The sequence below is a fragment of the Rickettsia sp. MEAM1 (Bemisia tabaci) genome (genome assembly GCF_002285905.1).
Classification (GTDB): domain Bacteria; phylum Pseudomonadota; class Alphaproteobacteria; order Rickettsiales; family Rickettsiaceae; genus Rickettsia.
Genome location: NZ_CP016305.1, coordinates 1,343,110 through 1,356,087, shown reverse-complemented (window position 1 = coordinate 1,356,087; position 12,978 = coordinate 1,343,110). Strand labels below are relative to the sequence as shown.

Sequence of the window (12,978 nt, the reverse complement as noted above, 5' to 3'; positions counted from 1 at the left end):
GCCCCATAAAAACAATAAGTAGTTCTATCTTTTATGTTCAGTTAATTTTTTAAATCCTTGACTTTCTGCTTCTTTTACTAATTTTGGTTCCAGATCAGATATTATTGTATCTTCTAAAGCTTTCATTCTAGTTTTATCAAATAATATTTTTTCCAAATATTGTTCTGGTGATTTTGAGTGTGGTTCTTTAGGTAATTTGGAATAATTTGTTTTTATAGTTTCATATAAATTTTTTGCGTCTAGTTCTTCTTTATTTAATGTTGTTGTATCGGTATTATTAATAACTTTAGAAGCTAAAGCTTCGGCTTGAGATTTTGAGTTTAGATTTACCTTATTTACCTTTTCTTCAAATTCCTTGCTGTTACTATATTCTAATATGTAGGGATGTAATTTTTCAAAAGTAGGTTTTAAATCTGCTTCTTTTTCTATCTGTAAATTAGTATTTATAATAGCAAGAGAGGCATATTTAGCCATACGCGTTGCTGGTAAGCTGTCTACACTTGTTAAATCATTTGTACCTGTTAGTATTATATGTTCAGCAGTTGTTCTAGCGGAATTTTCTGAATTTTTAATAATAGTAGGAATTTCTGTATCTGTTTTTTCATTACTTAAATCTTTTGCCTTGCTAAGTGTATCAACTCCTGTAACTTCCCAGGCTTCATTTGGTTTATCTTTCATAACTATTAATTGTTTTTAAATAAAATTTTATATTAAGATTATTTATCGCCTTATCAAAATAAATTAATAATTGAATTTAAACTTTAATAGAAAATATATTGTATTTTTGCAATTTATATAATTATTGTTAATTATTGATATAATTATTATTAAGTTTGGAAATATTTTTCCAAATTATAGTTGATTATTAATTAAAAAATTGACATTATATTAAATAATTAACTTTTTATTAAACAACAGGAAAGGGTATATGATTATATTTAATTTTAAGGATAAGTTTAGTTATTCACATTTTTAGAAGTTTTAAAAACCAAATATAAAAACACAGGATATGACGGATAAGTATATATCATATACTAAAGTTGAATCATTAGAAGATATGGTTGTTAATGATAGAATAACAAGCTGTTATGATATTTGTAAAATATCTTTTTCTTCTGGAAATAAAAAATTAGCTATGCCTGAGGGTATGGTCTATTCTGGGTTGTCTGAAGTTACTGCTGAAGATGTGATGCATTTAATGGGACATGAAAGTATAATTATGTAAAGTGCCATCTAGTTGCTTGCTAACTAGATCCATATATCATTTCTGCATAGGCTTTATTGCGTGGATACCAAATCGTCATGAGCTACGCGACTGTAAGGAGCATGGCAATCTCATTAAATATCCTGAGATTGCTTCGTCAATTACTTCGTAATTTCCTCGCAATGACGACTCTCAATCTATGCGAGAATGCCCTTTTTCTAAATCTTAACTAATATATGTCTTTTTTTACCGGCAGAGAGTTTAATAAAATTATTTTCAAGTAAGAAAGTAGTATTAATTACCATATTTTCATCTGCAACTAATTCATCATTTATCTTAGCTCCTTTTCCTCTTATAAGCTTACGTGCTTCGGATTTAGAGGTAGCAAGCCCAGCTTCATGAAATAGTTCAAACGCAGTAATGCCTGCTTGTAATATTTCCAGCTCTAGGACTATTGTAGTTAAATTTTCGTCAATTTGTCCTTGTTCAAATATTTTTACTGAAGTCTCTAAAGCGGTCTTGGCTTCTTGCGCTCCATGACAAAGTTTAGTCAATTCATAAGCGAGTTGCTTTTTAGCGGCATTAATATCTTCAGCTGCTAAATTTTCAAACACTACAAGCTCTTCGTTTGTTAGTTCGCTATATAATTTAGCAAATCTAACTATGTCAGCATCTTCACAGTTACGCCAATATTGGTAATAATCATAAGGGCTTAGCAGATCTTCATTAAGCCATACAGCACCCGCAGCCGTCTTACCCATCTTAGCTCCTGAAGCAGTTGTAAGTAACGGCGTTGTCATACCAAACACTTCTTTGCTACTTATCTTGCGAGTTAAATCCGCCCCCATTACGATATTACCCCATTGATCGCTACCGCCGAGTTGCAGACTGCAATTATAATGCTTGCTTAAATAATAAAAATCATAGGCTTGCAGCAACATATAGTTAAACTCCAAAAAGCTTAAATGTTGCTCCCGCTCTAGTCTTAACTTCACTGAATCCATAGTTAGCATGCGGTTGACAGAAAAATGGCTGCCGAAATCTCGTAGGAAATCTAAATAATAAATTGAATCTAACCACTCGGCATTATCGAGCATGATAGCATCGCTTTCACCATCGCCAAATTTAATAAATTTTGACAAAGATTTTTTGATACCTTCAGCATTTTTTGCTATATCTTCTTTAGTTATAGTTTTACGTGCTTCATCTTTGCCTGAAGGATCACCAATTTTACTCGTACCACCGCCGATAATCACTATTGGCTTATGTCCGTGCTTTTGCAGTAATCGCAATATCATTATCTGCATTAAACTACCGATATGCAAAGATGTTGCTGTACAATCAAAACCGATATAAGCAGCAATCTTAACTTCTTTTGTTATACTAGTTAACCGCTCTAAATCGGTACATTGGTGGAAATATCCTTTATTTATAAATTCTTCTATAAAAGTCATATTATTAATTTCAAAAGCCATTAAACCACGCAGTTTGGTATATATTGAGTAAATTGTCAATATTCAAGAGTGTCATTTAGGTAATAATTTTATATTTATAATATATTTTAACTTAAATTAATTTTAATTAACTTGTTAGTATTATTAAATAATGATTTAACTAAACAACCCTCAGCTATAAGCTGAGGGGTTATAAAGTGGAATCGATTAGAAATCGATCATCATTCACAGGTTCACCTTCCTGTTCATCAATATAGTGCTGTATCATTTCATCAGTTATATTACCTGAACTGACTGCCATATAGCCCCTAGCCCACAAATGATTGCCCCAAAATTGTTTTCGTAAATGAGTAAATTCTTGCAATAAAATTCTTGAGCTAATGCCTTTTAAATACTGTACTAACTTGCTAAGAGATATTTGCGGCTTATATGAGATAAACATATGTACGTGATCACATGATATTTTCCCTGAAATTATATGTACTTCATGTTCCATACAAATCTGCCTCAGTAAATCTCTAGTCCTTTCCGATACTTTGCCTATCAATATTCTCTTCCTATATTTTGGTATCCATATAAGATGCACTTTTAAATCATACTGACTATGACTATTCTTTCTATAACTTCTCATTTCTTGATATAAATTCATTGCTAAAGCAATTTCATTATATCTTCCCTTCGCCTAAAGGCGAGGGATTTTTGATCCCCGAAGGGGGACATTAAATTAAATAAACTTAATGAGGAATTTTGATATGTCAAAAGATAGTGATCAAAATTTATCTAAAGCTCAGAAAGGTATAGAAGCTGTTACTGCGGGAATAAGAAGTTTTGAAGATTATAATTTTTTAATATTTGATCGAGCAATGTATGAGTCAAAAAAACCACTGGACATAGAAGATGATACTTTCCAAACCAAGTCTTGGTTAACAAAGCTTATTACCTCTCAAACTGAAGAAAGTGCTATAACCAAAAAAGATACCTTTCAAAAATACATAGATGAAGCAATAAGTAAAGGTGCCTCTCAAAAAGATCTTAAAGAAATACAGGAAAGAGTAAATAATTACCCAAAAGAGTTTAAAGAAAGATTTTCTAGCAACGAAAAAGCCAATTTTGAAATGCAGAAATATATGAGACGCCAAATAATAAACAATTCTATAGATCTTACAGATGTAAACGGGGGACCATTAAAGGCACCGTCAAGTTAAGGGAGGTATAAATTAAGTATTGAGCAATTACAGGGAATGATTTATAGAATAGCAGTAACAATTTATCCTAGATTTTACCGCTATGCATATTACTCAAGCCCCGAATAGACATCGTTTTCCAGCAAGCATTATTAGCCATACAGTATGGTTATATCATCGCTTTAATAATAGTTACCGAGATGTTCAAGAGCAGATGGCTTATCGAGGTATTATATTAAGTCATGAGACTGTAAGGTTTTGGTGTTATAAGTTTGTAGTTTATTTTCAAGATGTTATTAGTAAGAGAGAGCGAAAGCCAACTGATAAATGGCATTTGGATGAGATGAATATCAAGATCAAAGGTGAAGTATTCATATTATGGAGAGCTGTTGACTCTGAGGGACATGAATTAGAAGTATTACTGCAGAAGCGTCGTAACAAGAAATCAGCTATTCGCTTTTTATCAAGATTATTGGGTCATTATCCATGTCCAAGGGTTATTGTGACTGATAAGCTAAAAAGCTACATTAAACCAGTTAGGTATATGTGTCCTAGGACTAAGCATCGTACCGATAAAAGACTAAATAATCGGATTGAGAATGCCCATCAGCCAACTAGGAGAAAAGAGAAGATACTGATTAAATTTAAGCATCCTAATTCAGCACAATGTACATTATCACTGATGGGAAAAGTCAGAAATATATTTGCTGTAAATGTTGGAAGATATACTAAAACAGCATCTGAGCAAAGAATTGCATTTGCGTCCGCTAAATCCATTTGGGATGAAGCTACTCAAAGACTTCTTGCTGTCTGAAATCTAAAAATATAGTACTTTGTGACACTAATTTACTTAACTTGACGGTGCCCTTTAGATTAAAGTAAATATTTAGATTTAATGATATTAGTATTTTTTGCGGGCATTGCCCGCGTGGATCGTTTTCCCCTGTCATCCCGTGGTCAAGCCACGGGATGACACCGAGGGCGTTTTTCGATCCACGCAACAATGCCGCCACGGGATGACACTAATGGTGCTTTTTAATCCATGCAGGCAGAACTGTGACAAAATGAAAATGTTTTTAACGTTTTACCAATTTGTTATAGTACTCTGCTAAGATTTTTACGCCGTATAGCCATATTAAACATACTATAATAAAACTGAACATTAATAAGCCTGCTATATCATTATGTACAGCATTTGGGAAGATGCTAAAGGATACGAATTGAATAATAGCACCTATTGATTTACCAATCTTAGTTCCCATAACATCGACGGCAGCCTTACCTTTGGTTTTCATTTCGCTATCTAGCGGAATATACACCATTTCTTTAGTAGCGTCAAAAAGTGAGTATTTTATTGATTTAGCAAGCACATGCCACAAACCGCCAATAAAAACTATTACAATAAGCGGTGAGCTATAACCCAGCGTATCTATAATATTTTTTAAGTGATTTTTGAACACTGTAAAGGAGAAAAACATCACGCCCGCTCCAAACATCATAATAGGTGTAATAATTGCTCCCCAGAACCAACCGCATAATCTAATTAAACTGCTTCCTAAAAATGCACTAACTAAAGTAAGTACACCTGTCCAAAAAAATACCTTACCGTGATATGAAATAAAATCTTTTGTATCAGGATATAGTTGTTTTACTTTGGACATCCATAGCCCTTCAATTAAGCTAATACTCATCGAATAAGAAATCAAAAGAATACAAATAAAACCAAGATATTTAGAAGTTAATATTATTTTTGTACTTTCAATTAAGCTTAATTTTAATATATCTGTTCTTTGATTTTTAAATTTGATGTTTTTATCGGCTTCTACAATTTTTTTATCGATAAATTTATGCAGAGCTAAACAAATTAATCCTGAGACTAAAATAACGCTAACAAAAGATTTTAAAAGAATTTCATTGGTGTCGCTTAAATGTGAAAATAACGGCAATAGGAAATGTTCGCTTTTAGCAAAATAGATAATTATTGTTCCAGAAATTAGTAGATTGGTCTGTCCAAATAAAGTAAAAAATGAGTAAAACCTAGGAGCTTCTTCGACCTTAGTAATTTTATTTGCTAGCTGCCAATATAAGAGAGTAAAGACTATTACAGGCCATAACTCGCCCATAATATAGAATAATACTAAGCTCCATTGTCCCCAAATAATTATAAACCATTTTAAATGTGGAAGTAATGTTATGTAATGTTTGACTAATTCAGGATCAGGATGAAAAAATTCTCTATATGGAAATAGAATAAAACCGAAAATAGCGAAAAAAAGCAAAAAAGTACTGGTAATTATTCTAAAAACCTGCTCTGTAGTCATTAAATTACAGAGCTTAGAATAAAGAATGACGAATAAAACACCCATTGGCATTTCACCCCAAAGCTTGATAAAACTAAGTACCTCCGTACTAATTAAAGTAACAACAAAACTATCCTTAATACTGCGAACTAAGTTTTGATTAAGCAAAATAAAAAACATTAACAAAGCCATAGGTATGAATTTGGTTAATTCATATGATCTAATCGGCCAAACTATATGCCTAAATTTACTATTTCTTGCTCTATTCCAAAAGGTGAAGTTAGAATTCACGGCGTCCATTAATTTACCTATGAGCTTATTTTATAGAGTGTTAAAGAACTCTAATGCAACCTAGACTATAATAAAAATTATGTCAAGATTTTTAAATAAAGTCATAGTATATTGTTATATTTAATCGCTGCTTCAACAAATCCAATAAATAAAGGATGAGCTTCAAAAGGTTTTGATTTAAACTCTGGATGAAATTGTACTCCCACAAACCATAATAATTTTGGTAATTCAATTACTTCCACAATCTTTTTATCTTCTAAAAATCCGCTAAACTTTACGCCATTTTTTTCAAAAATATCTTGAAAATCATTGTTGAATTTGTATCTATGACGATGTCGTTCACTTATTTTAAGTTCTCCATATGCATTAGCAGTAATACTATCCGATACTAAATTACATGTATAAGAACCAAGACGCATAGTCTTTTTTACATTTTCTATTGTGATATCTGATGGATTAAAATCCTCATCATTTTTGCTTATTCTTTCAATAATTTTTGTACCAGCTGTTTTAAACTCTTCTGTTATAGCATCTTTAAAACCTATTAAATTACGAGCTATTTCAATAGCAGCAAGCTGCATCCCAAGACATATGCCAAAAAAAGGTATATTATTAGTTCGAGCATAATTTACTGCTAAGATCTTTCCTTCTGTTGCTCGCTCACCAAATCCACCTGGAACTAATATTCCGTCAACACCTAATAATTTTTTAGAAATATTTTTATTAGTTACATTTTCTGCATTTATCCATACTAAATTAACTTTATATTTATGATATATGCCAGCATGGTCAAGAGCTTCGATTACTGATTTATAAGCATCTTTTAATTTATGATATTTAGCTATAATAGCGATTCGTACTTTTGAATGAGATTCTTTTAATCTTTCAATTATCTCATGCCATCTATTTAATTTAGAAGGTACAATAGTAAGATTAAAAAATTTTAATACTTTATTGTCAAGCCCATAATCATGGTAAGCAAGAGGTACTGAATATATATTTTTTTGATCTATTGCCGGAATAACATACTCAGAGTCTATATTACAAAATAGAGCTATTTTTTCTATTTCGCTTTTAGCAATTTTGCGTTCTGCTCGGCACACTAAAATATTCGGCGAAATACCGATAGTGCGGAGTTCTTTTACAGAATGTTGAGTAGGTTTAGTTTTTAGCTCACGAGCAGTTTTAACATATGGTAATAAAGTTAGATGAATAAATAAACATTGTTTGCTTTTTAATTCATTTCCGATTTGTCTTATAGCTTCAAAAAAAGGCAACCCTTCAATATCACCTACTGTACCGCCTATTTCGCAAAGTACAAAATCAAAACCTTTGGTGTTAGAAAGTATAAAATCTTTTATTATATTTGTAACATGTGGAATAACCTGTACAGTAAGACTGGTATAATTTCCTAATCTTTCCTCCTTAAGTAGTTTTGAGTATACAGCACCTGTTGTGATATTATCAAACTTACAAGCAGGCACCCCTGTAAAACGCTCATAATGCCCAAGATCAAGATCAGTTTCAGCCCCGTCATCGGTAACATATACTTCACCATGTTGATGAGGATTCATTGTTCGAGGGTCGACATTTGAATAAGGATCTAGTTTCCGTAAACAAACTTTAAAACCTTTTGCTTGCAAAAGCATTGCAAGAGAGGCGGCAGTTAGACCTTTACCTAAAGATGAAACTACTCCGCCTGTAATAAAGATAAAACGCATCATTCTTTAAACTAATTGATTCTTTTCATAAAATTTTATTGCTTTACTTAAATCTTCAGGTGTATCAACCGAAATAGGGACATTATTAACTAAACATGTGCCGATTGCCATGCCATTTTCAAGAAGTCGTAATTGCTCTAAGCGTTCTGTTTTCTCTAAAAATGTTGGTTCAAGAACCACAAATTTTTCCAAAGCACTTTTTCGAAATCCGTACATCCCCACGTGATATAAAAATTCTTCCGCACCATTTGGAATAAGACTACGTGAAAAATATATGGCTTTTCCCTGAGAGTCAATAGCTACAGTAACATTACTTGCAGCTTCTACTGAATCTTTCTCTACTTTTACTACAGGAGTTACAATATCATATTTGCTATTTTTTAAATCTTCTATTACTTTTAAAATTGATCCCGGTTCAATGAAAGGCATATCACCTTGCACATTAACTATATAATTAATATTATGATTATTTGGAATTAACTTAAAAGCTTCATAAGTACGATCAGTACCAGTTGGAATATCACTGTCGGTAAATATAACTTTCCCTCCGAGCTTTTCAATTACGCTTGCTATATCCTGTGAATCAGTCGCAACATAAATATGTTCAAGATTAGTTTGATTTACTTGTTTAAATACACGTTCGATTAAAGTAGATGAGCCGATTAGCTGTAGAGGTTTACGTGTAAGTCTAGTTGAGCTAAGACGGGAAGGGATGATTATAGCAACGTCTTGATGCTTCATGAATTTACCTTATTTAAATTAAATCCGAAAATAATTGTTGACAGATTAGCCTTTTTCAGCGATAAAGTAAAACATAATTTTAAATATTATTTATTATACTAAGTATAAAACTTTAACGTATAAATTTAAAAAGTAATATAGACGAAGTTTTATTTGGAAAAGAGCAAGGGGTTCATAAGACGAGGAACGAAGCGTATACTTAATATAGTTTCGTACCATAACATTGTCGCCAATTTTTCAAATAAAGCGAGTATATAAATATATTTAAGAGCTCGTAGCTCAGTTGGTAGAGCATTTGACTTTTAATCAAAGGGTCCCGGGTTCGAATCCCGGCGAGCTTACCATATTATTTAACCGTTTTACCGAAGTTAAAATAATTTCTTATCCTAACTTCGCATTCTATAGTTAATTCAGCCCTATTTGGTTACAAGTGTGAGAAAAACCTAATAAGTAATAGGTAAAAAGATAAACACCAAAAATATTAATTAACTATGGGTTTGTAGCTCAGCTGGTTAGAGCACACGCCTGATAAGCGTGAGGTCGGAAGTTCAAGTCTTCTCAAACCCACCATTCTCCAGTTCTCGGTATTTTTTTATAACACATCAAGCGTCAAACATAGCTTAAAATCAAGTTTTTTGGTATTTAAAGAAAGGTTAGAGAATACTAGGTTTACTAAATTCCTTTTTTTTTTTGCAATTTTTGAACTACCTTAAAAATCATGGATGTATTCTGGATAAATCTGATATTTAAGCGTTATACTCCTAATATAACTTTATAATTTCCATCCTATCACACTTTAAAGATATAAGAACCTAAGTACTTAAAACGGCACCGTCAAGTTAAGGGAGGTATAAATTAAGTATTGAGCAATTACAGGGAATGATTTATAGAATAGCAGTAACAATTTATCCTAGATTTTACCGCTATGCATATTACTCAAGCCCCGAATAGACATCGTTTTCCAGCAAGCATTATTAGCCATACAGTATGGTTATATCATCGCTTTAATAATAGTTACCGAGATGTTCAAGAGCAGATGGCTTATCGAGGTATTATATTAAGTCATGAGACTGTAAGGTTTTGGTGTTATAAGTTTGTAGTTTATTTTCAAGATGTTATTAGTAAGAGAGAGCGAAAGCCAACTGATAAATGGCATTTGGATGAGATGAATATCAAGATCAAAGGTGAAGTATTCATATTATGGAGAGCTGTTGACTCTGAGGGACATGAATTAGAAGTATTACTGCAGAAGCGTCGTAACAAGAAATCAGCTATTCGCTTTTTATCAAGATTATTGGGTCATTATCCATGTCCAAGGGTTATTGTGACTGATAAGCTAAAAAGCTACATTAAACCAGTTAGGTATATGTGTCCTAGGACTAAGCATCGTACCGATAAAAGACTAAATAATCGGATTGAGAATGCCCATCAGCCAACTAGGAGAAAAGAGAAGATACTGATTAAATTTAAGCATCCTAATTCAGCACAATGTACATTATCACTGATGGGAAAAGTCAGAAATATATTTGCTGTAAATGTTGGAAGATATACTAAAACAGCATCTGAGCAAAGAATTGCATTTGCGTCCGCTAAATCCATTTGGGATGAAGCTACTCAAAGACTTCTTGCTGTCTGAAATCTAAAAATATAGTACTTTGTGACACTAATTTACTTAACTTGACGGTGCCGCGAGAATCCAGCATAAATCGAGCTTTTAGTTTTAAAAATTTGCTGTATTTATAATTTTTTCTGGATTCCCGCCTACGCGGGAATGACACCTAAAACGCTCCCTGACCCATGCAACAAGCCACGGGGTAACAACGGACGTTCTATAAATTCACTACAAATTCAGCTTCTGTTTTGGATTTTATTTCTTCAACAGTAACGTCTTCGGCTTTTTTAGAGAGTATCATCTTATCTTTATCAATATCAAAAATTCCAAGGTCGGTAATTACTCTATTAACTACTTTAGCACCTGTTAACGGAAAGTTACATTCTTTTAATAATTTAGCACCGCCATCTTTGGCATTATGTTCCATTATAACAACTACTCGTTTGGTGTTGGCGACCAAATCCATAGCTCCGCCCATGCCTTTAACCATCTTACCTGGAATAGTCCAATTAGCAAGGTCGCCTTTTTCTGAAACTTGCATAGCTCCTAAAATAGTCAGATCAATATGCCCACCTCTAATCATCCCGAAAGAAAAACTACTGTCAAAATAACTACTTTCTGGCAAAGCCGTTATAGTCTGCTTGCCGGCATTAATTAAGTCAGGATCCTCATCACCTAGATAAGGAAAAGGTCCCATCCCAAGCATACCGTTTTCGCTATGAAGCGTTATAGTTACGCCTTTAGGGATATAGTTTGCCACGTTAGTTGGCATACCTATACCAAGATTAACATATAAGCCGTCTGTAAGTTCAAGCTCTGCTGTTATTTGATAAATTTGTTCTTTGCTCCAAGCCATTTATTTTGCTCTTGTTGTTAGTTGCTCAATGCGTTTTTCGTATTTTTCACCGACTATTAGCCTATGCACAAAAATATTAGGAGTGTGAATATCATCAGGATTAAGTTCACCAACTTCAACTATTTCTTCTACTTCGCAAACGGTGACTTTTGCCGCACCTGCCATTACAGCGTTGAAGTTTCTAGCGGTTTTATTATAAATAACATTACCGCTTTTATCAGCTTTATAGCCTTTAATAATAGCAAGATCAGCCTGTAATGCTGTATCCATTATATATTTTTCGCCGTTAAATTCTTTAGTTTCTTTATTTTCTTCTACGATCGTACCTATACCGGTTTTAGTATAGAAAGCGGGAATCCCAGCACAAGCAGCTCTAATTCGCTCGGCAAGAGTTCCTTGTGGATTTAATTCAAGCTCTAATACTTTATCAAGATATTGTTGTTCAAAAATTTTATTTTCCCCTACATAAGAAGAGATCATTTTTTTGATTTGTTTAGTTTGAAGAAGTAAACCAAGACCGAAATTATCAACACCGCAATTATTGCTAATAATAGTGAGATTCTGGACGTTGCTCTTAAGTAGAGCATTGATTAGATTTTCAGGGATACCGCATAGACCGAATCCGCCCGACATGATAGTCATGCCGTCATAAAGTAATCCTTCAAGGGCTGCTTCAGCTGAAGGATAGATTTTGTTCATAAATTTTTTATTATTTAATACTTACTATTAAGAAATTATGGGGATTTTCACAATAAGTCAAGAATATTAACAACTTTAACTTATTAAAAAATTTACTTGTTAATTTTATAAATATATAATGCCTTTCTGATAAATTAACAAATATTAATAATTATGAAAATAAGTAAATTAAGTTTAGCCTTTGCTACATGCATTTTGTCAGTAGCAGCAACTGCATCAAGCATAGATAATACCTCATCCAAAAAAGGATATAGTTATGTAGTAACTTATGATAAAGATATGTCTTCTATATCAAGTAGTAATGCTGCTATGTCATTGCTCGAAGGATATCGTGCGTTAGACGATGCTATATTTGCTAATTCTGATAATATAGCTATGAATATTTTAAGCTATGTAACAAGATTTACTGCTGCTTCATGGAGTATGGTTGCTAATCATGAAATAGGTGGGCATGGAGCTAGAGCAAGAGAGTTTGACATAAAAGTAACTAAATATGAAGTTGATCCTTTCAGCGGTACGACTTATTTTAGAGCTAAAGATTTTGATTCTTTACAGGTTCATAAAAAAGCAGCTATAGATGTTGGGGGAATGCAAGCAAGTTATCTATTATCTGAAAACATTAAAGATAGATATATGAACAATAATAAAATTAACCCTACTTATGGTATAGGTTATTTTATAGCAAGATTAGATCAAGCAACTTATATTTTTGACACTAATTTTAATGAAACTGATAAAAAGGACAATGATATTAATGCTTATACAAAACTGATGAATAGTATATATGGTAATAATTATATTACCAAAAGCAAAATGCGTTCTTATGCTTATTTAGATTTAATGTCCCCCTTCGGGGATCAAAAATCCCTCGCCTTTAGGCGAAGGGAAGATATAATGAAATTGCTTTAGCAATGAA

Annotated in this window: 13 protein-coding genes and 2 tRNA genes; 7 read left to right on the top strand and 8 right to left on the bottom strand. The window is 32.5% G+C overall.

Translation table 11 applies throughout. The features are described from left to right. Positions 1–24: 24 nt before the first annotated feature. Entirely contained in the window at positions 25–678 is a 654-nt protein-coding gene (locus BA173_RS08715) for a hypothetical protein (RefSeq protein ID WP_232505936.1), read from the bottom strand. 331 nt (positions 679–1,009) lie between these two features. Here BA173_RS08715 and BA173_RS07435 point away from each other — a divergent pair, with 331 nt between their 5' ends. Then, positions 1,010–1,225, top strand: a complete 216-nt coding sequence (locus BA173_RS07435; protein WP_016948309.1) for a hypothetical protein — start codon at positions 1,010–1,012, stop codon at positions 1,223–1,225. A gap of 197 nt (positions 1,226–1,422) precedes the next feature. Here BA173_RS07435 and tyrS read toward each other — a convergent pair whose 3' ends face one another. Both tyrS and tnpA read right to left on the bottom strand, forming a co-directional pair. Further along, positions 1,423–2,658 (bottom strand): tyrosine--tRNA ligase, encoded by a 1,236-nt coding sequence (gene tyrS / locus BA173_RS07430; RefSeq protein WP_068042026.1) that lies wholly within the window; start codon positions 2,656–2,658, stop codon positions 1,423–1,425. 190 nt (positions 2,659–2,848) lie between these two features. Continuing rightward, positions 2,849–3,289, bottom strand: a complete 441-nt coding sequence (gene tnpA / locus BA173_RS07425) for an IS200/IS605 family transposase (RefSeq protein WP_095568239.1) — start codon at positions 3,287–3,289, stop codon at positions 2,849–2,851. A gap of 121 nt (positions 3,290–3,410) precedes the next feature. Here tnpA and BA173_RS07415 point away from each other — a divergent pair, with 121 nt between their 5' ends. Beyond that, the gene (locus tag BA173_RS07415; RefSeq protein ID WP_016948307.1) at positions 3,411–3,863 is read left to right on the top strand and encodes a hypothetical protein; all 453 of its coding nucleotides are present in this window, start codon (positions 3,411–3,413) and stop codon (positions 3,861–3,863) included. Positions 3,864–3,945: 82 nt separating this feature from the next. Further along, on the top strand, positions 3,946–4,656 hold the full coding sequence (locus BA173_RS07410) for an IS6 family transposase (RefSeq protein WP_095568327.1): 711 nt from the start codon (positions 3,946–3,948) through the stop codon (positions 4,654–4,656). Positions 4,657–4,918: 262 nt separating this feature from the next. Here BA173_RS07410 and tlc2 read toward each other — a convergent pair whose 3' ends face one another. The 3 genes from tlc2 to BA173_RS07395 all read right to left on the bottom strand — a co-directional run bounded on the left by tlc2 (position 4,919) and on the right by BA173_RS07395 (position 8,895). After that, complete coding sequence (tlc2, locus tag BA173_RS07405; RefSeq protein ID WP_016948306.1) at positions 4,919–6,442, bottom strand: nucleotide exchange transporter Tlc2; 1,524 nt, start codon at positions 6,440–6,442, stop codon at positions 4,919–4,921. A 92-nt stretch (positions 6,443–6,534) separates the two neighbouring features. Next, on the bottom strand, positions 6,535–8,157 hold the full coding sequence (locus tag BA173_RS07400) for a CTP synthase (protein WP_016948305.1): 1,623 nt from the start codon (positions 8,155–8,157) through the stop codon (positions 6,535–6,537). A 3-nt stretch (positions 8,158–8,160) separates the two neighbouring features. Then, complete coding sequence (locus BA173_RS07395) at positions 8,161–8,895, bottom strand: 3-deoxy-manno-octulosonate cytidylyltransferase (protein ID WP_016948304.1); 735 nt, start codon at positions 8,893–8,895, stop codon at positions 8,161–8,163. Positions 8,896–9,163: 268 nt separating this feature from the next. On the opposite strand from BA173_RS07395, the gene BA173_RS07390 reads away from it, so the two are divergent. From BA173_RS07390 to BA173_RS07380, 3 genes are all read left to right on the top strand, one after another. Further along, positions 9,164–9,239: transfer RNA gene (locus BA173_RS07390), tRNA-Lys, on the top strand. Positions 9,240–9,388: 149 nt separating this feature from the next. Further along, positions 9,389–9,465: transfer RNA gene (locus tag BA173_RS07385), tRNA-Ile, on the top strand. A 355-nt stretch (positions 9,466–9,820) separates the two neighbouring features. Continuing rightward, positions 9,821–10,531: an IS6 family transposase gene (locus BA173_RS07380; RefSeq protein WP_095568327.1), complete on the top strand. Its 711-nt coding sequence runs from the start codon at positions 9,821–9,823 to the stop codon at positions 10,529–10,531. A 193-nt stretch (positions 10,532–10,724) separates the two neighbouring features. Here the strand turns inward: BA173_RS07380 and BA173_RS07375 are convergent, their stop codons facing one another. Both BA173_RS07375 and BA173_RS07370 read right to left on the bottom strand, forming a co-directional pair. Beyond that, positions 10,725–11,363 (bottom strand): 3-oxoacid CoA-transferase subunit B, encoded by a 639-nt coding sequence (locus BA173_RS07375; RefSeq protein WP_016948303.1) that lies wholly within the window; start codon positions 11,361–11,363, stop codon positions 10,725–10,727. Beyond that, positions 11,364–12,062, bottom strand: a complete 699-nt coding sequence (locus BA173_RS07370; protein WP_068042149.1) for a CoA transferase subunit A — start codon at positions 12,060–12,062, stop codon at positions 11,364–11,366. Between the two features lie 195 nt (positions 12,063–12,257). Between BA173_RS07370 and BA173_RS07365 the strand changes: the two genes are divergently transcribed. Continuing rightward, a complete protein-coding gene (locus BA173_RS07365) occupies positions 12,258–12,971 on the top strand; it encodes a hypothetical protein (protein ID WP_232505935.1) in 714 nt (237 codons plus the stop codon). Positions 12,972–12,978: the final 7 nt, after the last annotated feature.

Bases quoted from the DNA above. Each gene is read 5' to 3' on its own strand.
- BA173_RS08715 (WP_232505936.1), bottom strand. From the start codon at position 678: ATGAAAGATAAACCAAATGAAGCCTGGGAAGTTACAGGAGTTGATACA.
- BA173_RS07435 (WP_016948309.1), top strand. From the start codon at position 1,010: ATGACGGATAAGTATATATCATATACTAAAGTTGAATCATTAGAAGAT.
- tyrS (WP_068042026.1), bottom strand. From the start codon at position 2,658: ATGACTTTTATAGAAGAATTTATAAATAAAGGATATTTCCACCAATGT.
- tnpA (WP_095568239.1), bottom strand. From the start codon at position 3,289: ATGAGAAGTTATAGAAAGAATAGTCATAGTCAGTATGATTTAAAAGTG.
- BA173_RS07415 (WP_016948307.1), top strand. From the start codon at position 3,411: ATGTCAAAAGATAGTGATCAAAATTTATCTAAAGCTCAGAAAGGTATA.
- BA173_RS07410 (WP_095568327.1), top strand. From the start codon at position 3,946: ATGCATATTACTCAAGCCCCGAATAGACATCGTTTTCCAGCAAGCATT.
- tlc2 (WP_016948306.1), bottom strand. From the start codon at position 6,442: ATGGACGCCGTGAATTCTAACTTCACCTTTTGGAATAGAGCAAGAAAT.
- BA173_RS07400 (WP_016948305.1), bottom strand. From the start codon at position 8,157: ATGATGCGTTTTATCTTTATTACAGGCGGAGTAGTTTCATCTTTAGGT.
- BA173_RS07395 (WP_016948304.1), bottom strand. From the start codon at position 8,895: ATGAAGCATCAAGACGTTGCTATAATCATCCCTTCCCGTCTTAGCTCA.
- BA173_RS07380 (WP_095568327.1), top strand. From the start codon at position 9,821: ATGCATATTACTCAAGCCCCGAATAGACATCGTTTTCCAGCAAGCATT.
- BA173_RS07375 (WP_016948303.1), bottom strand. From the start codon at position 11,363: ATGGCTTGGAGCAAAGAACAAATTTATCAAATAACAGCAGAGCTTGAA.
- BA173_RS07370 (WP_068042149.1), bottom strand. From the start codon at position 12,062: ATGAACAAAATCTATCCTTCAGCTGAAGCAGCCCTTGAAGGATTACTT.